We start from the raw sequence: 19,570 nt of genomic DNA, 5'->3' as shown, positions 1-19,570 counted from the left end.
TTATAATATACAGGCTCAGATACTGATTGTAATAATTGCGTCTTTATAACATCGTATCCAAAATCATTTCAATATCTCTCTCAGTGGTATCTGGATTGATAAAACAAAAACGCGAACAAGTCTCATAAGTATCCCCATTTTTCCATTTGGTTGGTGTAACTAATGCGAATCCTTTTTCGTGATTTTCATAAGTCCAATGTGTGTAATCTTCGGGTTGCCAACCTATTCTTCTGTAAAGAACACAAGACAAACTTGGCTCTCGCACCAATTCTAAATTTGGATGTGCTTCGATAAGTCGTCCTGCAATTTGTGCCAATTCTAAACCACGCTCAACCGCTTCTTTATAACGGTCTGTACCATGCGTTGCTAAAGAAAACCACAGCGGTAAACCTCTAACACGCCTCGTCAATTGAATTTGATAATCAGTTGGATTAAATCCATGGGCGCCTTCGTCTTTAAAGATTTCGAGATACGAACCTTGTTGTGAATGGGCATTTTTCGCCAATTCCATGTTCTTATAAATCACAGCCCCACAATCGTAAGGAGAAAACATCCATTTATGCGGATCTATAGTAATACTATCTGCTTTTTCAATACCATTAAATAAATGACGAACCGAATCGGCAACTAAAGCCCCTCCTCCATAAGCAGCATCAACATGAAACCATAGATTTTCCGTTTCACATACTTTTGAAACACTTTCCAAATCATCAATAATCCCAGCATTGGTTGTTCCTCCCGTAGCTACCACAGCGAATAAACATTTACGCTGATGCTCAGTTAAAGTAGCAATAGCTTCCTTAAGAGCCTCTCCTGTTAAATGTTCTTCAGAATCTACCATCACAATATCTACATCAGCGACTTTTGCCATGGCTTTTACAGATGAATGTGCTCCAATAGACGTAATAATTAATCCTTTTTCGCGCTGGTATTCTGGATTTTCTCTCCAATGTTCTCTTGCTGTAACAATAGCTGATAAGTTAGCTGCTGTACCACCACTGGTAAACACTCCAAATGCGCCTTCTGGTAAACCTGTTAAGGACACCATCCATTTCATAGCTTCATTTTCACAAAAAATACCTCCTGCACCTTCCATCCAATAGGCTCCGTGAATACTCGATGCCGACGTAATTAAATCGAACATAATAGCCGCTTTGGTTGGTGACGCTGGCACAAACGCTAAATTACGAGGATGATCTACGGGCACATTTGCGTTTGCTAAATGTTCTTTCCACAGATTAAAAGCATACTCTCCTCCGACTCCTTTTTCGGTTATAGTTTCCCCAACAGATGCTTTTAATTCTTCAAATTTTCTTGGTTTTCCAATTTTATGTTCTGTTGCTGAAACTCGTCCTATGACATATTTCATGACATCTAAGGTCATTTCAACAAGCTCAATATCAATTTTATGCATGAATTATTCTAAATTAAGAATTAAAAACTCACCTTTTAAAGGTTCTAAGGCTTTTAGTATTTCAGGAATTAACTGATCACCATATTCTAAATACAATTCAGAAAAGTTTGTATTTCGTTCTTGTAAACTTTGACCAGGAAACAATTGCTCTTGTAGTTCTGTACAACGTTCAATTTGATCTGCTAATTTTCGTTTTTGAGCTAATAATAACCGTTTTTCTAATTGTTTTAATCCTTTTATTTGTTTGACCTCTTGTGCTTTTACAGCTCCAACAAAAGATTTATCAGTTTGGTCTGCTAAATCATAAAGCCCTTTAAATTGTGATTCTAAATGTTGAATTTGCTCTGAAAAATCAATATCAATATTCGAAATTTTTCGAACTTTTTTATTGATAAATGAATGCCTATCTAAAAACAAATCTTTGTTTGAAATATTTAAATTTTCAAGTTTTGAGGCTTGCTTTTTAGATGTTACTAACGCTGAATTTCTTAATAACAACATCGGGAATGTCACATTCTGAGCTTCAAAATTAGATTTTAATTGTAACCAATAAATCATTTCTCCGCCTCCACCGATGTAACAGAGATTTGGTAAAATCACTTCTTGATATAACGGACGCATGATGACGTTGGGAGAGAATCGCTCTGGCATCTCATTGAGGTGTTCTAATAGCTCACCCTCGCTCCATGTAATATCAGTATCGAGTACTGAATACACTCCATCACTTTCTATAATACGTTCTCGTAAACCATCTTTAATATAAAAGAGGTTGATTTTTCTTGGGTTTACCTGAATCTTTAATTCTAAGTCTTCTAACTTCTTATTGGTTTCAGAAACGGTTTTAAATGCCGTTTGTTCTAACATTTCTTTTTGCATCTGCGGAATAAACAAACGTTTCAGTTCGCTATCATCGGCATCTAAAATAACTAAACCGTGTTCTCCAAATAACGCGTTTGCCAAATAACGAGTCGCATCCGCTAAATTATTATGATTGAGATATCCCTCCTTAAACCATGCTTTTAATTGTTCTGCGTTTTTTCCTGCTCCAAATTCTAAAGAAATCACTTCAAATACCTCATCTAAACCTTCGGTATCAAAATGACCAACTGCTCCGGTTTGTTTAGAATTCCATTGTATTTTTTTACCTCTAAAATTGAAATAATTTATTTCTTCAAAATCATGATCCTCCGAAGCCATCCAATAGATTGGCACAAAATTGTATTTTGGATAGGTTTCTTTTAACTGCTTGGTTAAATTTATGGTTGAAATAATTTTATATAAGAAATAAAGTGGCCCTGTAAATAAATTCAACTGGTGACCTGTAGTAATTGTAAACGTGTTTTTAGAAGCTAAGCTTTGGATATTCTCAGCCGTGGCATCTGAGGTTTCAATATCTTTATATTGCGAGGATAAAGTGTTTACTAACACCTGTCGATTCTTCGCAAAGTGATCATCATTATTTGATTGCTTCTCTTCTATCTGAGCTTCAAAATTTTCCAACAGCGGAAAACGATTATAAAAGTCGTTTAATTCCGGTTTTTGGTCTAAATAATTACAGATAAAGTCTGAGAAATAATTAGTTTCTCTAAATGGGATATAATCGGTTGGCATACAAATCTCAAATTATGGCATAAATATAAGGCTCTTCATTATTTTAATTCCTAATTTTTAGTTAATTCACTTATGCTACGTATATTTACTAGCATCAAAATAAAACCAACTTCAATGCAAAAATTAGTTACTTCTCTTCTTATTATTTTCTGTTTTCAACTTTCATTAATTGCCCAAACCATTTCATCTCCAAATGACTTTTTAGGCTATGAAATTGGCACACAATTTAGTCGAAATCATCAAGTTATCGATTACTTTAAAACGGTTGAAAAACAAGTTCCAAACCAAGTAAAACTAGAAACCTACGGTAAAACAAACGAACGAAGAGGTCTGTATTTGGCTTATATTTCTAGCGAAGAAAACATTAAAAATCTTGAAACGATTCGTGAAAATAATTTAAAAAACATTGGATTATTAGACGGAGAATCTTCTGCAGATGATATTGCCATTGTGTGGTTAAGTTATAACGTTCATGGTAACGAAGCATCAAGCTCAGAAGCATCAATGCTCACCTTATTTAAATTACTTACTGAAAAACAAGAGTGGCTTAAAAATACGGTTGTAATTATTGATCCTTCCATGAATCCTGATGGTCGTGATCGTTATATCAACTGGTATAATGAAACGGCAAGTCAGCCTTATGATATAGACATACAAGCCAGTGAACACAATGAACCTTGGCCAGGAGGACGACCAAATCATTACCTTTTTGATTTAAACAGAGACTGGGTTTGGGCATCACAAGTAGAAACACAACAACGTTTAGAGGTTTATAACAAATGGATGCCTCATGTGCATGTCGATTTTCATGAACAAGGTATTAACGAACCGTATTATTTTGCACCTGCTGCAGAACCATTTCATGAAGTGATTACCGATTGGCAACGTGATTTTCAAACCGAAATTGGAAAAAATCACGCTAAATATTTTGATGCTGAAGGTTGGTTGTTTTTTACCAGAGAACGTTTCGATTTGTTTTATCCGAGTTATGGTGACACCTATCCCACTTTTATGGGAGCTATGGGAATGACTTACGAGCAAGGTGGACATGGTATGGCAGGATTAGGCATCTTTAATGATGAAGGCCACGTTTTAACTTTAGTGGAGCGCTTAACGCATCATACAACCTCTGGACTTTCAACGGTTGAAATGGCTTCAAAAAATGCTAAAAAATTAAATACTGAATTTGCTAAATTCTTTGACAATTCCAACTTAAAATATAAAAGTTACGTTTTAAAAGGGAATGAAGATAAATTGAATAGCTTAAAAACACTTTTAAACAAACACCATATCACATTCGAAAATGCCAGAACATCTAAAGTTTCGGGCATGAATTATGCTACCGGAAAACAAGGTTCTCTAAACATTGACAATAAGGCTTTAGTTGTACATGCCAACCAGCCCAAAGGTAAAATGGTAAAAGCCTTATTTGAACCAAATGCTAAACTTTCGGATTCTTTAACTTACGATATCACAGCTTGGTCATTACCTTATGCTTATGGATTAGAAGCGATGGCGAGCACTACCAAAATTCCGAGCGAAACACTTTTAAGTAAAAAAGAACTACAAACGTTAACCGATACTTACGGCTATGTTAGTAAATGGAATTCTATGGATGATGCTCAGTTTTTAGCAGCGCTATTGAAACATAATTTCAAAGTCCGTTTTACAGAAAAACCTTTCACATCAAATAACAATAAATTTGAACGTGGTTCATTAATCATTACTAAAGGAGACAATAAACACATTACAAACTTCCTAGAAACCTTAAATACGATTGCTCAAGAACAGGCACAATCGTTGACGGAAATTAATTCAGGGTTTTCACAAACGACACCCGATATCGGCTCACCAGATATTAAACTAATAAACAAGCAAAAGGTTGCTGTGCTTTCTGGCGAGGGTACATCGTCCTTAAGTTATGGTGAAATTTGGCATTTCTTTGAGCAGCAATTGCACTATCCTTTAACCTCAATCAATACAGATGATTTTGGAAGCATAAATTTAGACAAGTACCATGTTCTAATTCTTCCGAATGGTAATTACAGAAAAGTTTTTACGGACGACAACATGACTAAACTAAAAACCTGGGTACGCGCTGGAGGGAAAGTGATTGCTATTGATGGCGCACTGCGAAGCTTTGCTGGTAAAGATGGCTTTAGCCTAAATTATAAAAAGCAAGAAGATAACGTTGAAAAGAAAGACAACCTAACCGCTTATGCAGATCGCGAACGCGAATACAGTAACAACTTAATTACAGGAGCTATTTTTAACGCAAAAGTAGATCATACACATCCTATGGCTTTTGGTTATGACGACAATTACTTCACATTAAAATTAGGTAGTACGGCGTACAGTTTATTAGATAGTGGCTACAATGTAGCTTACTTAAATAACACCAAAGTATATTCTGGTTTTGCAGGAAAAGATGCATTGAAAAGTTTAGACCAAACCTTAGTATTTGGTGAAGAACATATGGGCAATGGTAGTTTTATTTACATGGTAGATAATACACTTTTTAGAAGTTTCTGGGAAAATGGAAAACTGTTTTTAGTGAACTCTATTTTCTTTGTGAATAACAATGCTTATGAATTATAAATAGCTTTAAAAAATTAGATACAGTTTAGCAACATATCCGACTTTCAACTATGCTCAACCTGATATAACTTGAACCATCATCACTCAAATACATAATTATGAAACACATCAAATCAATACTTTTAGCCTTTTTAGTGCTTTTTACAATAACATCTTGTAAAGAAAACGACACCAAAGAAACGACTCCAGAATTTAAAGTCGAGTACGAAAAATTCACTTTAGATAATGGCTTACAAGTCATTCTTCACGTCGACAAATCAGATCCAGTAGCAGCTGTAGCATTAACAGCGCATGTAGGATCAGCACGTGAAAAAACAGGAAGAACTGGTTTTGCACATTTATTTGAGCACCTTTTATTCTTAGAATCTGAAAACTTAGGTAAAGGCGGTTTAGACCAAATGAGTGCTCGTATTGGGGGTTCTGGCGCTAATGGTTCTACAAGTCAAGATCGTACCAATTACTTTCAAACTGTACCAAAAGATGCTCTAGAGAAAATGATTTGGGCAGAAGCCGATAAACTGGGCTATTTTATTAATACAGTTACCGAACCTGTTTTGGCTAAAGAAAAACAAGTGGTTAAAAACGAAAAACGTCAGCGTGTAGACAACCAACCTTATGGTTTTAATTCTAGTGTAATAAATAGTAATCTATACCCTGAAGGCCATCCGTATAGTTGGGAAGTCATTGGATCCTTAGAAGATTTGCAAAATGCAACATTAGACGATGTTAAAGAGTTTTACAAACGTTGGTATGTTCCAAATAACGTGACTTTAACCATTGCTGGAGATATTGATGTAGCGCAAACGAAAGAATGGGTTAAAAAGTATTTTGATGAAATTCCAAGAGGAGAAGATATTCCTAAAATGGAAAAGCAACCAGTAACATTAAAAACGTCTAAACGCTTATTTTATGAAGACAATTTTGCACGTGCACCGCGATTAACCATGACGTGGCCAACCGTTTATGAATATCACCCAGATACCTATGCCCTAAGCGTATTATCGCAATACTTAACTGAAGGTAAAAAAGCGCCATTATATAAAGTTTTGGTTGAAAACCAGCAATTAACAAGCAATGTCGGCATGTATCAAAGTTCTTCTGAAATAGCCGGACAATTAATGTTAATGGTTACAGCATTCGATCAAACCAACTTAAATACCGTTGCTAATGCTATTAATGAAGGTTTAAGAGATTTTGAAATGAATGGGATTTCTGAAACGGATTTAAACCGTATAAAAGCCGGACAAGAAACATCTTTCTATAAAGGATTATCTAGTGTTTTAGGCAAAGGGTTTCAATTAGCACAATATGAAATTTTTGCAGGCGATCCTGGTTTTATCAATCAAGATGTAAAAAACATTTTAGCCGTCACTCCAGACGATGTGATGCGTGTTTACAACACATACATTAAGGATCAAAAATTTATTGCAACGAGCTTTGTTCCAAAAGGACAAATAAATTTAGTTTTAGATAATTCTCAGCATGCCATTGTAGAAGAAGAACAAATAATTGAAGGTGCAGAAGATACTTTTGATGCTAGCATAGCTGCTAATTACGAAAAAACAGCAAGCAGTTTTGATAGATCTGTAGAACCAGAATATGGAAAAAGTCCAGATTTAGTAATTCCTAAAGTGTGGAAACACAACTTAGATTCTGGAATCAAAGTTTTTGGTATTGAAAATAACGAAGTGCCATTAGTAGAATTTGAATTGGAAATAAAAGGTGGTTTACTATTAGAACAAATTGATAAAGTTGGAGTGTCAAACCTTATGGCCAACTTAATGAGCAAAGGCACAAAAAACAAAACACCTGAAGCTTTAGAAAATGCCATTGAGAGTTTAGGAGCTCAAATTTACAGCTATGCAACAGATAATAGTGTCACTATTTCTGGAACAACCTTAGCAAAACATTTTGATGCCACTATGGCTTTAGTGACTGAAATTCTTTTAGAACCACGTTGGGATGAAGAAGAATTCAACTTATTAAAGCAAAGTACTATCAGTGGAATTCAACGCCAAAAAGCAAATCCAAATAGTATTGCTGCTAATGAATTTGCAAAGCAATTATATGGTAAAAACAACATTTTAGCATATAACAATAACGGTACTGAAGCATCCGTAAATGCGATTACGATTTCAGATTTACAAAATTTTTACACGACTAAATTAACTCCGAAACTCACGAATGTACACGTTGTCGGTTCAATTCCAGAAAATGATGTTATCGCAGCTTTAGAAACTATCAATACAACTTGGGAATCTAAGGATGTTATGATTCCAGAATTACCGCAAGCTATAACACCAGAAACTTCTAAAGTGTTTTTCTATGATGTACCTGGAGCTAAACAATCGGTTATCGCATTTGGCTATCCATCCTTAAAAGCTACTGATACGGATTACTATGCTGCTTCTGTAATGAATTACCGTTTAGGAGGTGGTAGTTTTGCTTCGCAATTAACACAAGAATTACGCGAATCTAAAGGCTACACTTACGGTATAAGATCTGGATTTGATGGTGACGCTAATACAGGAGAATTTTCAATTAATAGTTCTATTCGTACTAACGTTACTTATGAATCTGCCGCTTTGATTAAAGAGATTTTAGAAAATTATGGCACCAATTATAGTGAAGCTGATTTAGAAATCACAAAAGGATTCACCTTAAAAAGTAGTGCTCGTGCGTTTGAAACTTTAGGTTCTAAATTAAACATGCTGAGTAATATTAGTAATTATGGTTATGCAGACGATTATGCTAAACAACGCCAATCTATTGTAAAAGATTTAAGCGTAGACGACATTAAAGCACTTGTTGAAAAGTACATAAACCCAAATCAAATGATTTATGTGATTGTTGGTGATGCCGAAACTCAATTAAGTAAATTAAACGGATTAGGATTTGGTGACGCTGTGTTACTGAATTAAAGTAGTAACGCTTATATTTTAAGGTATTGAAAATTCAAACATTCAATACCTTTTAGTATTACAAAAAAGAATAAATTATGAAACCAGGAGCCTTTTCAATTAGTCTAGCCGTTAAAGATATTAAAGCTTCAAAAGCTTTTTATGAAACCTTAGGATTTTCTGTTTTTGGTGGAGATTTAGAACAGAACTATCTTATTATGAAAAATGAATCAACCCTTGTGGGATTATTTCAAGGGATGTTTGAAAATAATATGCTCACCTTTAATCCTGGTTGGGATCAAAACGCCAAAACACTTAAAACTTTTGATGATGTGCGAAACATTCAAAAACATTTAAAAAGTAATACTATTAAATTAGAGAACGAAGCTGATGAAGCGACTTCAGGACCTGCAAGTTTTGTAGTTTTAGATCCTGATGGTAATGCTATTTTAATAGATCAACATATATAGAAAACAGTGAACTTATATTCTTAACACTTGGTTCAGTTCTCGCATACTCAAGAGAATTCTGAAGCCAAATAAAGGTCAATAATAATTTTCAACCGACTTATTTTTGAATTAAAAAAAGTATTATTTTTAATTAAGCATACACTTAATTTAAAACGATATGATTCACCCAAAAACAGAATTAAAATTTATAAGCCAAGAGATTGGCTACGGAGTTGTTGCCACTGAGTTTATTCCTGCCGGAACTATAACTTGGGTCTTAGATGAATTAGACCGAGAATTTAGTCCCGACACGTTTAACGCCATGGATCCTATTTATAAAACTATTTTAGACACGTATTCTTATCGAAATAATAAGGGAAATTTCATTCTTTGTTGGGATAATGGACGGTTTGTTAATCATAGTTTTAATTCTAATTGTCTCACCACAGCTTACGACTTTGAAATTGCCATTAGAGACATCTTACCTGGAGAACAATTAACAGACGATTATGGTTATTTAAATATTACAGAACCCTTTGAAGCTCTTGATGAAGGCACGGAAAGAAAAATAGTCTATCCAGATGATTTAGTTAATTACCATAACGTTTGGGACCAAAAAATTAAGGCCGTTTTTAACAAAATTATTGATAACGAACAACCGTTAAAACCCTTAATAAAAAATGATTTATGGTTAAAAATTAATCGTATTGCTAATGGAAAAGAGGAAATGGATTCTATTTTAAAAAATTATTTTAAATTAGAAAATCAGGCATAATACAATTTAAATCAAACAACTTCTTATATCAAAAGAAGCCCTGTTTTCAGGTATTAAAAATTGAAAAGAGTTATATTCGTAATCTAAGCCTTACCTATAATGAAAAAAACAATACTCTTTTTAGTTTTTTTATGCCTTTCAATTATCTCAAACCAAGCACAAACACTCACAATGCAATCGGGAGGATTTTATATGTGTTCTGGAACATTTACAGATTCGGGAGGTACGGGCGATAGTGGTAATTATTATTCTATTAATGAAAATTACATACTTACAATTTCTCCAGATAATTCTGAAAATAGCGTAAGATTAGACTTTATTCAGTTTGAGACTCAGTTTTCAGATAGGATGACTATTTATAACGGAGCAACCATTTCTAGTCCTGTTATAGGTTACTTTTCGGGTTCAGATCTAGAAGATAACCCAGGAACAATTATAGCGAATAACAGTACAGGATCTTTAACTATAAAATTTGTTAGTGATTCTAATACGTCACTTCTAGGTTGGGAGGCTAATGTGAGTTGTATGCCCCCATATTTAGGTGGCGAACCTTCAGATATGTTAGTCTGTGATGATGACAATACCGGATTTAACACATTTGATTTAACCACACAAAGTGCACCGATTTTAAATGGACTCGACGTTTCAGATTATAGTATTTCTTATTATGAAACTGAAGCTGATGCTATCAACAACCTAAATTCAATTTCTAATGCTTTTAATTACACAAACATCTCAAACCCACAAACAGTTTATGTTAGATTAGAGAACATAACAGATAATAGTTATGGTACTACACAATTTGATTTATCAGTATCTAGACCTGATTTAGACGACTATATTGTCTTTGAATGGTGCAACTCATTTGGTGACAATTTCTTACCTATTGAAAATGTTCAATATCAATACAATCTAATCAACAATGATAATGAATACAATTATACATTTTCATATTATGAAACTATAGAAGACGCTAATGCAGATACAAACGCAATACCAGACCCAAGTAATTACAGTTATACGACTAATGGGCCTTTATATATTGCTGCAACCTCTAACGCTACAGGATGCCGAAGTATTTCTCCTATTGAAGTTTATTTGTTTTATCCTTATATAGAGGACACCACACCTTTGCAAGCTTGTAGTACAACAGATACGGCAACTTTTAATTTAGAACAAAATAAAATACTGAACTCTAATTCTGGCTATGGAGACACTGAAATAACTTACCATGCAACAAACAATGATGCGTATAATAATCTAAACCCATTACCATTATACTATCAGAATAGTTCTAACCCTCAAACTATTTATATCAGATCGGAACTAACAGGCGATATAGCTGGTAATTTTCAAAATTGTTATACAGTAGAACCTTTAGATTTAATTGTAAATATCGGAACCCCCGTAACAGCAAACAACATTGAAGATCAACTGGTCTGTCATACGGGTTCTAATTTCGATTTAACGATCTATGAGTCGGCTATTACAGACGACCAAGCAGATGTAACGGTTTCTTATTATTACAACGGAAATGCCATGCTGCAAGGTGTTAACGCAATATCTATCCCTAATGACATCAGCTTAAATCAGAACTTTAATAACCGATTTTATGTTCGTGTTGATGCCGATGCATCCGATTGTTTTAGTTCAACTATACTTAATATTTCGGTACAGAACAACCCAAATTTAGATACAGCAACATTATACAATTGCAATGATTTAACCTATGATTTGCAATTAGCAATAGATCAAATTACAAATAGCTTCGATGGTAATATCACCCTACACGAGACGGAAGCTGATGCCTTAACACAGAGCAATCCTATTACAAATATTAACAACTATACAGCAACGTCTAATTATCAAATACTTTATTCTAGTGCGTTAGCTACAGAACAATGTTTCAATATTGGAACCGTAGAATTAATCACAGAAACAGAACCTGTAATCGTAAATTCGGTTGTTTTAACTGCTTGTGACCCTGATAATGATGGTTATACGCAATTCGATTATACAAGTACAGCTTCAGATATTTTGGGTACTAATGATAGTGCAGATTATGGAGTTTATTATTATTTAAATATAGAGGAGGCACTCAATAACACAAATGTTATAGCGTATTCTGATCCTTCTGGAGCTGCGAATCTTTTCGATTTTAATTTACTTCCATTTACACAAGACATATTTGTTAGAGTTCAAAGTATGAACACTGATTGCTTTGCCACAACTACGCTTCAAATTGAAACTGTTGCATTACCCGAAATTGTACAACCAACATATTTAGAAGGATGTGATGAAAACGGAAATGGCATTATAGAATTTGATTTGAATTCAAAGATCAATGAGATTCTAAATGGCCTTACGGATATCAACATCACATTTCATACTACTGAAGATGACGCTAATAATGATGTTAATCCTATAATTGGTTCGTATACAACTCCCGGAACGATCTACGTAAGAGGCACAAACACATCTGGTTGTTTTAAGGTCTTTTATTTGAATTTGATTGTAGCACCTTGTCCAATATTTGTTAATTGCGGAACACCTGTAAATACTACCTATTGTTATGGAGATAACGAGCAAACAGAATATTATTACAAAAGTGTCAATGGTGAGCCGATAACCGTCGTTTTTAACGCCGGAGAAGTAGAATTTGAATATGATGATTTAGTTGTTTTAGATACTGCAGGAAACGATCTTAATGCCAGTACTCCACATGGAAACAATGGTGATGTCTCTGGTTTAACGTTTACATCTATTGGAGGTAGTCTTACTATTTTTGTGGATGCCGATAATAGTTACAGCTGTACCAACCAAGGTTACACGCCTTTAGATTATGATGTGTTTTGTGCAGGCACAAACATCTATATTGAAGCGTTTAGAGATCGTAATAACAATTCTATTTTTGAAGACACTACAGAGAATTACTTCACGCAAGGTTATTTTACTTATGAGAAAAATAATAATGGCATAATTAACACAGTGAACTCAACTACTGGAGATTTTACAATTTTAGTTTCGGATTATAATGATACTTACGACATTGCCTTTAACTTATATTCAGAAAATGAAAACTGTTATGATGTCACGGTTCCTTTGTATGAAAATATAACGGTGACTTCTGGCACCGTTGAAAACATACAATTTGCTATTGTAGAAGAAAATCCATGTGAAGATGTTGTTGTTCGTTTATTAAACTATTCTGAACCTCCTAGACCAGGGTTTAATTATTATAATCATTTGATCATAGAAAATTACGGAGCAAATACCATTAGTTCTGGTAGCGTAGAGTTTGTTAACGATTCTAATTTAAACTTTGTAAATGCTAACAATTTGCCTCCAGGATATTCACTTACACCTACAGATAATGGTTTTATCTTAGACTTTGTTGATTTATTAACAAATGTCCCAGAATCTATTGAAATAAACTTAGGCGTGGCAACAGATCTCAATATTGGCGATTTAGTTACTAATTCCGTAACCTATATTTCGGCATCTAACGATACTGATACTGCCAATAACACCTCTTCTCTAACAGAAGTTATTGTTAATTCTTACGATCCCAATGATATTTCAGAATCGTATGGACCACAACTATTATATAATGATTTTATAACTACAGATGAGTATTTATACTATACCATTAGATTCCAAAATTTAGGTACTGCAGATGCTATAAATGTAAGTGTAGAAAACACATTAGACCCATTACTCGATGCAAGTACCATACAATTATTAAATTCTAGTCACAATGTGGTAATGACTGAAACCAATGGACAAGTCATATTTAATCATCAAAATATAAACTTAGCACCCGAAATAGTTAATGAAGCGGATAGCCATGGATTCTTATATTATAGAATAAAGCCAACTGCAGGTTACAATGTTGGCACAATTATACCAAATACTGCTGAGATTTATTTCGACTTTAATGAACCGGTTATAACCAATACATTTGAAACCGAAATTGTAGATGTGCTTTTATCGGTAGAAGAGTTTAATAATGATTTTACAATTTATCCTAACCCCGCAAAACAAGTTGTAACTATAAAACTTAAGAACGCTTCTATCGGAAATACTTCAGTAGAAATTATAGATGTTCAAGGTAAATTAATACTTCAAAATGAAATAATTGAAACACTTCAACTCAATATAGAAAACTTAGAATCTGGTTTGTATTTTGTAAAACTAAAAGCCAACAACAACCAATTAATTAAAAAGTTAATTATTGAATAGAAGATTTTTAAATTTTGCAAAAAGCTTCAGTTAACGCTGAAGCTTTTTTTGTTCGTTAGATATTCTGACATGTTTGAGCTATATCAAACTGTACTTCATTATCAACGTCTAACTCTACCTATTGAAGCATTTCACAAAGATTTTACACTTTTTTGACATTAAATTTAATGCCTTAAGTATCTATCAACAATACATTTGAGAAAATTAATCTCAAAATAATTAGATATGAAAAAGAGCATTATCATTTTTGGCACAACACTAGCAATTCTTAGCTTATTAATTCTTGGTTTTACAAACTGGAATAACAATGAGACTAATGTACCAACAAATAACAAAGACCTTGTTTTAGAGAACCAAGATATAATTGGTCCAAACCTCAAAGCTATTCCAGATTTATACTATGGTGTAGATTCTAGGTTTGCTGCCGTAAAAAAATCAGAGATAGCCAAAGCGACTAGCATTTATGATTTTCTGAATGCAGGCGAAAAAGAACAAATAGTTGATATCAAATCTGTAAATCTTACGGTTATAAAAGACAATCAACTATCTGAATTACATGAATTGGGAACCACAGACCAACTTACAAAAGAGCAAATAAAACTTTTAAGATCTTTGGATTTCTTTAATCACTTTACGATAAGAACAGAATTTAAAGGCAACAATATGATAACTGGTGTTATAGAAGATAAATTTTTTGGTCCTCATATTACAATAGTTCCAGAAATACAAGCCAATTATGTTGAGGGAAAAGAAGCCTTAATTACCTATCTCAAAGAAAGTAGTTTAGATGTAATGTATGCTATAAAAGATGATAAGATTAACGCCGTTAAATTTTCATTTATAATTACAAAAGAAGGAAAAGTAACCAATGTAAAACATGATGCCATGACAACTGGTTATCCTACTATCGACGATAAATTTATAGAACTCTTAAAAAACATACCCGGAAAATGGACACCGGCTGAAAATGCTAATGGAAAAAAAATGGAACAAGAATTAGTGTTTACTTTTGGGCCTAGAGATGGTTGCTAAGCATTCCCTTTTTATCTTGTAAAATAAAAAACGATCTAATAGCAGTTAAAAATAGCTATTAGATCGTTCTTTATTCTATTGAAAGTAAGTCTCTTATTACAAGCAAAAAACTATTACCACTAATTTACAACCTCACCATAAAGGTCAAAGTCTTCTGCTTCAGTAACTTTAATTGTTGCAAACTCACCTGTCTTTAAATATGTTTTAGTAGCATCAATGCGCACTTCATTATCAACGTCTGGTGAATCATATTCTGTACGTCCTACAAAATAATTCCCTTCTTTACGGTCAATAACCACTCTAAATTCTTGTCCTATTTTGGCTTGATTCAATTCCCATGAGATTTGAGATTGCATTTCCATAATCTCGTTAACGCGTTCCATTTTTATCTCTTCCGGAACATCATCTTCTAAATTATAGGCGTGTGTATTTTCTTCATGAGAATATGTAAAACAGCCTAAACGTTCAAAACGCATTTCTGAAACCCATTTTTTAAGTTCTTGAAAATGTGCTTCTGTTTCACCAGGATAACCAACAATAAGTGTCGTTCTAATCGTCATTTCAGGAACAATAGCTCTAAATTCATGAATCAATTTAGTCGTTTTTTCTTTGGTCGTTCCACGACGCATCGATTTTAATAAATCATCAGAAATATGCTGTAACGGAATATCTAAATAGTTACAAATTTTAGGTTCACGCTTCATAATGTCTAAAACATCCATCGGGAAACCGGTTGGAAATGCATAATGCAAACGAATCCATTCAATACCTTCAACCTTTACTAAATTTTCTAATAATTCAGCTAGGTTTCTTTTTTTGTAAATATCTAAACCGTAATACGTTAAATCTTGAGCAATAAGAATTAATTCCTTAACTCCATTGGCTGCTAATTTTTCAGCTTCTGTCACTAAATTTTCAATTGGAGTACTTTTGTGTTTTCCTCGCATAATTGGAATGGCACAAAAACTACACGGTCGGTCACATCCTTCTGCAATTTTAAGGTAAGCGTAATTCTTTGGAGTTGTTGTTAAACGTTCCCCAATCAATTCATGCTTATAATCTGCACCTAAAGCTTTTAATAAGCCAGGTAACTCTGTAGTTCCAAAATACTGATCTACATTTGGAATTTCCTTCTGTAAGTCTGGTTTGTAGCGCTCACTTAAGCAACCTGTAACAAACACTTTATCAACTTCTCCATCTTCCTTTTTTTGCATGTACTCCAATATGGTGTTCACACTTTCCTCCTTAGCATTATTAATAAAACCACAGGTATTAATAACCACAACATTACCTTCTTGCTCATGGACCACGTCCTTTCCGCTAGCTTTTAATTGTCCCATTAACACTTCGCTATCGTAAACATTTTTACTACAACCTAATGTAATGACGTTGATTCTATTCTTTTTTGTGCTCTTAGTTCTCATGCTTTTTATAAATCAGTTTGCAAAGATACGGAATGATTTACGATAATTGATTTCTGAGTAGTGAGATTAAACTTTTTCCTATTTTTATAGTCCTATTTAAAAAAACAAATTATGAAACCAACCTATTTCTACATTTTAATATTAGGTCTTTTGTTTGGCTTTTCATGTTCATCGGAAGATGATTCAACTTCGAATGAACCAGAACCTGAAGCCGTTTATTTCCCTCCTATAAATTCAGATAATTGGGAAACCACATCCATTTCAGAATTAAATTGGAATGAGAATGAGCTTCAACCCTTATTAGATTTCTTGGAAGAGAAGAACTCCAAAAGTTTTATAATTCTTCATAATGGAAAAATCGTACAAGAACATTATTTTAATGGTCATCAAAATTCAACACTTTGGTATTGGGCCAGTGCAGGAAAAACATTAACAACAGCGGTTGCTGGAATTGCACAAGAACATGGACTTATTGACATAAATAATAAAGTTTCTGATTATTTAGGAACTGGCTGGACGAGTGCTTCAATGGAAAAAGAAAACCTAATCACTTGTGAACATTTATTATCCATGACTTCTGGGTTAGATGATACTTTAGGAGACGACGTTTCAGCGAGTAATTTACAATATGTGGCAGATGCAGGCAATCGTTGGGCATATCACAATGTGTATGTAAAACTGCAAGATATTGTAGCAGAGGCAAGCAATACAACTTGGAACAATTATTTTAACACCAATCTTAGAGACAAAATAGGAATGACTGGGAATTGGATTGATATTGGTAGTCTAAGTGTATATGCAAGTACGACTAGAAGTATGGCACGATTTGGCTTATTGAGTTACGCAAATGGCAAATGGGAAGACCTGCAAATTTTAAATGAAAATTATTTAGCTCAAGCCACAAATACATCTCAAGATATTAATTTAGCTTATGGATATTTATGGTGGTTAAACGGTAAATCGACTTACCATCTACCACAAAGTCAGGTTGAATTTCTTGGTCAACTGATTCCAAATGCGCCAAGTGATATGTATGCTGCTCTAGGTAAAAATGATCAGAAAATTTATGTGGTCCCAAGTAAAAAATTGGTAATCGTAAGAATGGGACAATCTGCAGATGATGACAATTTTGCTCTTTCAAATTTTGATAATGAGCTTTGGTTGAAGATTAATGCCCTTATCAATTAAGAAAAGGCATTTAAAAATCAGAAAAAGCCGAATGTAATAATATGATTATTGCACTCGGCTTTAAACTTTGGTGTCTCTATAATTATGATTGAAGGTTTTACTCAGAGAAATAAGAATCCTGCCTTCGTCGTAAGAATTCTACTTAAAAAACGAATCCACAAATTCATATTTATTAAAAACTTGTAAATCCTCTATACCTTCTCCTACTCCAATATATTTTACAGGAATTTGAAATTGATCACTAATACCGATGACAACTCCACCTTTTGCTGTACCGTCTAATTTAGTTACTGCTAACGATGTTACTTCGGTAGCTGCTGTAAATTCTTTCGCTTGTTCAAATGCGTTTTGTCCTGTTGAGCCATCTAAAACTAATAATACATCGTGAGGTGCATCACCAACCACTTTTTGCATCACACGTTTTACTTTAGTCAATTCGTTCATTAAGTTCACTTTGTTGTGTAAACGTCCTGCTGTATCGATAATAATAACATCTGCATTTTGGTTTACTCCAGATTGTAACGCATCAAACGCTACAGACGCTGGATCCGATCCCATTTCTTGTCGTATCATTGGCACATCTACACGGTCTGCCCAAACTTGTAATTGATCTATAGCTGCTGCTCTAAACGTATCTGCTGCACCAAGTACAACGTTTAAACCTTTCTTTTTAAACTGATACGCTAATTTACCAATGGTTGTTGTTTTTCCAACACCATTGACACCAACAACCATAAGTACATACGGTGTTTTAGAACCATCTGCTTGTTTTGGCAATTCAGGAATAGTGTATTCTGTATCTTCGCCAGATTTTGTTTCTGACAATAAGCCTGCAATTTCTTCTCTTAGAATTCGGTTTAATTCAGAAGTTCCTAAGTATTTATCTTTTGAGACACGTTCTTCAATACGCGTAATCACTTTTAATGTCGTATTAACACCAACATCACTAGTCACTAAAATTTCTTCTAGATTATCTAAAACGTCGTCATCGACTTTAGATTTTCCGGCAACGGCTTTATTTAATTTATTGAAAAAAGAAGATTTAGATTTCTCTAAGCCTTTATCTAAGGTTTCTTTCTTTTCGGAAGAGAATATTTTTTTAAAAAAACTCATTTTGTTGTTAGGTTATTAATCAGCACCTCGACAAGCTCAGTGTGACAGTATTATTCGCAATTATTACATTGCAACAACCTTGCCTTTAATATTTTACTGTTAAGATGTCAGATGTTTTCAAATATAAACATAAAAAAACTGCTTTCAAATGAAAGCAGTTTAGTTAATCTATATATAAATAAAGATTATTTTTTGTTTAAAAAGTCATTGACAAATTCTGGTGCCATTACTGATTCTACAAAAGTGTAAGATCCAGATTTTTCAGATTTCACCATTTTTATAGCTTTTGTCAAACGTTTTGATCCGGTCTGTAAAGACGCAACTGATTTCTTTGCCATGTTTTCTTATTTTATCTCTTTATGAACTGTCATACGCTTAAGGATAGGATTAAATTTCTTAATCTCCATACGGTCTGGCGTATTCTTCTTATTTTTTGTTGTAATATATCTTGATGTTCCTGGTTGTCCAGAAGTTTTGTGCTCTGTGCACTCTAAGATAACTTGTATTCTATTTCCTCTTTTTGCCATTGTAAATTGACTTAAGCGCTAACGCTATTATTTGTAAAATCCTTTTGCTTTAGCTTCTTTTAACATCGCTTCGATACCAATCTTATTGATAGTCTTTAACGCTGATGTTGAAACTTTTAATGTTACCCACTTATCTTCTTCAGGAATGTAAAAACGTTTTTTGATCAAGTTTGCATCAAACTTGCGTTTCGTTTTATTCATAGCGTGTGAAACATTATTTCCAACCATCGCTTTTTTCCCAGTAAGTTCACAAACTCTTGACATTGTTTTCTTTCTTTAGGTCTATAATTAATTTTC

14 protein-coding genes are annotated in these 19,570 nt (G+C 33.6%); 7 read left to right on the top strand and 7 right to left on the bottom strand.

The window, feature by feature from the left end:
• Positions 1-43: 43 nt before the first annotated feature.
• Together BLT80_RS14420 and bshC are read right to left on the bottom strand one after the other, a co-directional pair.
• Entirely contained in the window at positions 44-1,414 is a 1,371-nt protein-coding gene (locus tag BLT80_RS14420) for a pyridoxal phosphate-dependent decarboxylase family protein (protein WP_092469189.1), read from the bottom strand.
• 3 nt (positions 1,415-1,417) lie between these two features.
• On the bottom strand, positions 1,418-3,025 hold the full coding sequence (gene bshC / locus BLT80_RS14415) for a bacillithiol biosynthesis cysteine-adding enzyme BshC (RefSeq protein ID WP_092469187.1): 1,608 nt from the start codon (positions 3,023-3,025) through the stop codon (positions 1,418-1,420).
• Positions 3,026-3,139: 114 nt separating this feature from the next.
• On the opposite strand from bshC, the gene BLT80_RS14410 reads away from it, so the two are divergent.
• From BLT80_RS14410 to BLT80_RS14385, 6 genes are all read left to right on the top strand, one after another.
• Positions 3,140-5,623 (top strand): M14 family metallopeptidase, encoded by a 2,484-nt coding sequence (locus tag BLT80_RS14410; RefSeq protein ID WP_092469185.1) that lies wholly within the window; start codon positions 3,140-3,142, stop codon positions 5,621-5,623.
• 98 nt (positions 5,624-5,721) lie between these two features.
• Positions 5,722-8,544 carry a M16 family metallopeptidase gene (locus BLT80_RS14405; RefSeq protein ID WP_092469183.1) on the top strand — a complete coding sequence of 941 codons (2,823 nt, stop codon included), beginning with the start codon at positions 5,722-5,724 and terminating at the stop codon, positions 8,542-8,544.
• A 77-nt stretch (positions 8,545-8,621) separates the two neighbouring features.
• The gene (locus tag BLT80_RS14400) at positions 8,622-8,993 is read left to right on the top strand and encodes a VOC family protein (protein WP_092469181.1); all 372 of its coding nucleotides are present in this window, start codon (positions 8,622-8,624) and stop codon (positions 8,991-8,993) included.
• A 157-nt stretch (positions 8,994-9,150) separates the two neighbouring features.
• A complete protein-coding gene (locus BLT80_RS14395) occupies positions 9,151-9,747 on the top strand; it encodes an SET domain-containing protein (RefSeq protein WP_092469179.1) in 597 nt (198 codons plus the stop codon).
• A gap of 99 nt (positions 9,748-9,846) precedes the next feature.
• Positions 9,847-13,989, top strand: coding sequence for a DUF7619 domain-containing protein (locus BLT80_RS14390; protein WP_092469177.1), 4,143 nt, complete (start codon positions 9,847-9,849; stop codon positions 13,987-13,989).
• Positions 13,990-14,214: 225 nt separating this feature from the next.
• Positions 14,215-15,021 carry a hypothetical protein gene (locus tag BLT80_RS14385; RefSeq protein ID WP_092469175.1) on the top strand — a complete coding sequence of 269 codons (807 nt, stop codon included), beginning with the start codon at positions 14,215-14,217 and terminating at the stop codon, positions 15,019-15,021.
• A gap of 119 nt (positions 15,022-15,140) precedes the next feature.
• Here BLT80_RS14385 and rimO read toward each other — a convergent pair whose 3' ends face one another.
• Positions 15,141-16,445: a 30S ribosomal protein S12 methylthiotransferase RimO gene (gene rimO, locus BLT80_RS14380; RefSeq protein WP_092469173.1), complete on the bottom strand. Its 1,305-nt coding sequence runs from the start codon at positions 16,443-16,445 to the stop codon at positions 15,141-15,143.
• A 111-nt stretch (positions 16,446-16,556) separates the two neighbouring features.
• On the opposite strand from rimO, the gene BLT80_RS14375 reads away from it, so the two are divergent.
• Positions 16,557-17,633 (top strand): serine hydrolase domain-containing protein, encoded by a 1,077-nt coding sequence (locus tag BLT80_RS14375; RefSeq protein ID WP_092469170.1) that lies wholly within the window; start codon positions 16,557-16,559, stop codon positions 17,631-17,633.
• A gap of 138 nt (positions 17,634-17,771) precedes the next feature.
• Here BLT80_RS14375 and ftsY read toward each other — a convergent pair whose 3' ends face one another.
• The 4 genes from ftsY to rpmB form a co-directional block, all read right to left on the bottom strand.
• Positions 17,772-18,746 carry a signal recognition particle-docking protein FtsY gene (ftsY, locus tag BLT80_RS14370; protein WP_092469168.1) on the bottom strand — a complete coding sequence of 325 codons (975 nt, stop codon included), beginning with the start codon at positions 18,744-18,746 and terminating at the stop codon, positions 17,772-17,774.
• Positions 18,747-18,931: 185 nt separating this feature from the next.
• Positions 18,932-19,084 carry a DUF4295 domain-containing protein gene (locus BLT80_RS14365; protein ID WP_092469166.1) on the bottom strand — a complete coding sequence of 51 codons (153 nt, stop codon included), beginning with the start codon at positions 19,082-19,084 and terminating at the stop codon, positions 18,932-18,934.
• 6 nt (positions 19,085-19,090) lie between these two features.
• Positions 19,091-19,273, bottom strand: coding sequence for a 50S ribosomal protein L33 (rpmG, locus tag BLT80_RS14360; RefSeq protein ID WP_020896723.1), 183 nt, complete (start codon positions 19,271-19,273; stop codon positions 19,091-19,093).
• Positions 19,274-19,300: 27 nt separating this feature from the next.
• Complete coding sequence (gene rpmB, locus BLT80_RS14355; protein ID WP_040757375.1) at positions 19,301-19,537, bottom strand: 50S ribosomal protein L28; 237 nt, start codon at positions 19,535-19,537, stop codon at positions 19,301-19,303.
• Between the last annotated feature and the right edge of the window lie 33 nt (positions 19,538-19,570).

Origin of the sequence: Winogradskyella thalassocola, assembly GCF_900099995.1 — a bacterium.
Taxonomy (GTDB): domain Bacteria; phylum Bacteroidota; class Bacteroidia; order Flavobacteriales; family Flavobacteriaceae; genus Winogradskyella; species Winogradskyella thalassocola.
The sequence above is the reverse complement of the archived record's forward strand: the minus strand, read 5'-3'. Positions and strand labels throughout refer to the sequence as shown.

Excerpts from the sequence above, each read along its gene's own strand:
- BLT80_RS14420 (WP_092469189.1), bottom strand. The coding sequence starts at position 1,414 with ATGCATAAAATTGATATTGAGCTTGTTGAAATGACCTTAGATGTCATG.
- bshC (WP_092469187.1), bottom strand. The coding sequence starts at position 3,025 with ATGCCAACCGATTATATCCCATTTAGAGAAACTAATTATTTCTCAGAC.
- BLT80_RS14410 (WP_092469185.1), top strand. The coding sequence starts at position 3,140 with ATGCAAAAATTAGTTACTTCTCTTCTTATTATTTTCTGTTTTCAACTT.
- BLT80_RS14405 (WP_092469183.1), top strand. The coding sequence starts at position 5,722 with ATGAAACACATCAAATCAATACTTTTAGCCTTTTTAGTGCTTTTTACA.
- BLT80_RS14400 (WP_092469181.1), top strand. The coding sequence starts at position 8,622 with ATGAAACCAGGAGCCTTTTCAATTAGTCTAGCCGTTAAAGATATTAAA.
- BLT80_RS14395 (WP_092469179.1), top strand. The coding sequence starts at position 9,151 with ATGATTCACCCAAAAACAGAATTAAAATTTATAAGCCAAGAGATTGGC.
- BLT80_RS14390 (WP_092469177.1), top strand. The coding sequence starts at position 9,847 with ATGAAAAAAACAATACTCTTTTTAGTTTTTTTATGCCTTTCAATTATC.
- BLT80_RS14385 (WP_092469175.1), top strand. The coding sequence starts at position 14,215 with ATGAAAAAGAGCATTATCATTTTTGGCACAACACTAGCAATTCTTAGC.
- rimO (WP_092469173.1), bottom strand. The coding sequence starts at position 16,445 with ATGAGAACTAAGAGCACAAAAAAGAATAGAATCAACGTCATTACATTA.
- BLT80_RS14375 (WP_092469170.1), top strand. The coding sequence starts at position 16,557 with ATGAAACCAACCTATTTCTACATTTTAATATTAGGTCTTTTGTTTGGC.
- ftsY (WP_092469168.1), bottom strand. The coding sequence starts at position 18,746 with ATGAGTTTTTTTAAAAAAATATTCTCTTCCGAAAAGAAAGAAACCTTA.
- BLT80_RS14365 (WP_092469166.1), bottom strand. The coding sequence starts at position 19,084 with ATGGCAAAGAAATCAGTTGCGTCTTTACAGACCGGATCAAAACGTTTG.
- rpmG (WP_020896723.1), bottom strand. The coding sequence starts at position 19,273 with ATGGCAAAAAGAGGAAATAGAATACAAGTTATCTTAGAGTGCACAGAG.
- rpmB (WP_040757375.1), bottom strand. The coding sequence starts at position 19,537 with ATGTCAAGAGTTTGTGAACTTACTGGGAAAAAAGCGATGGTTGGAAAT.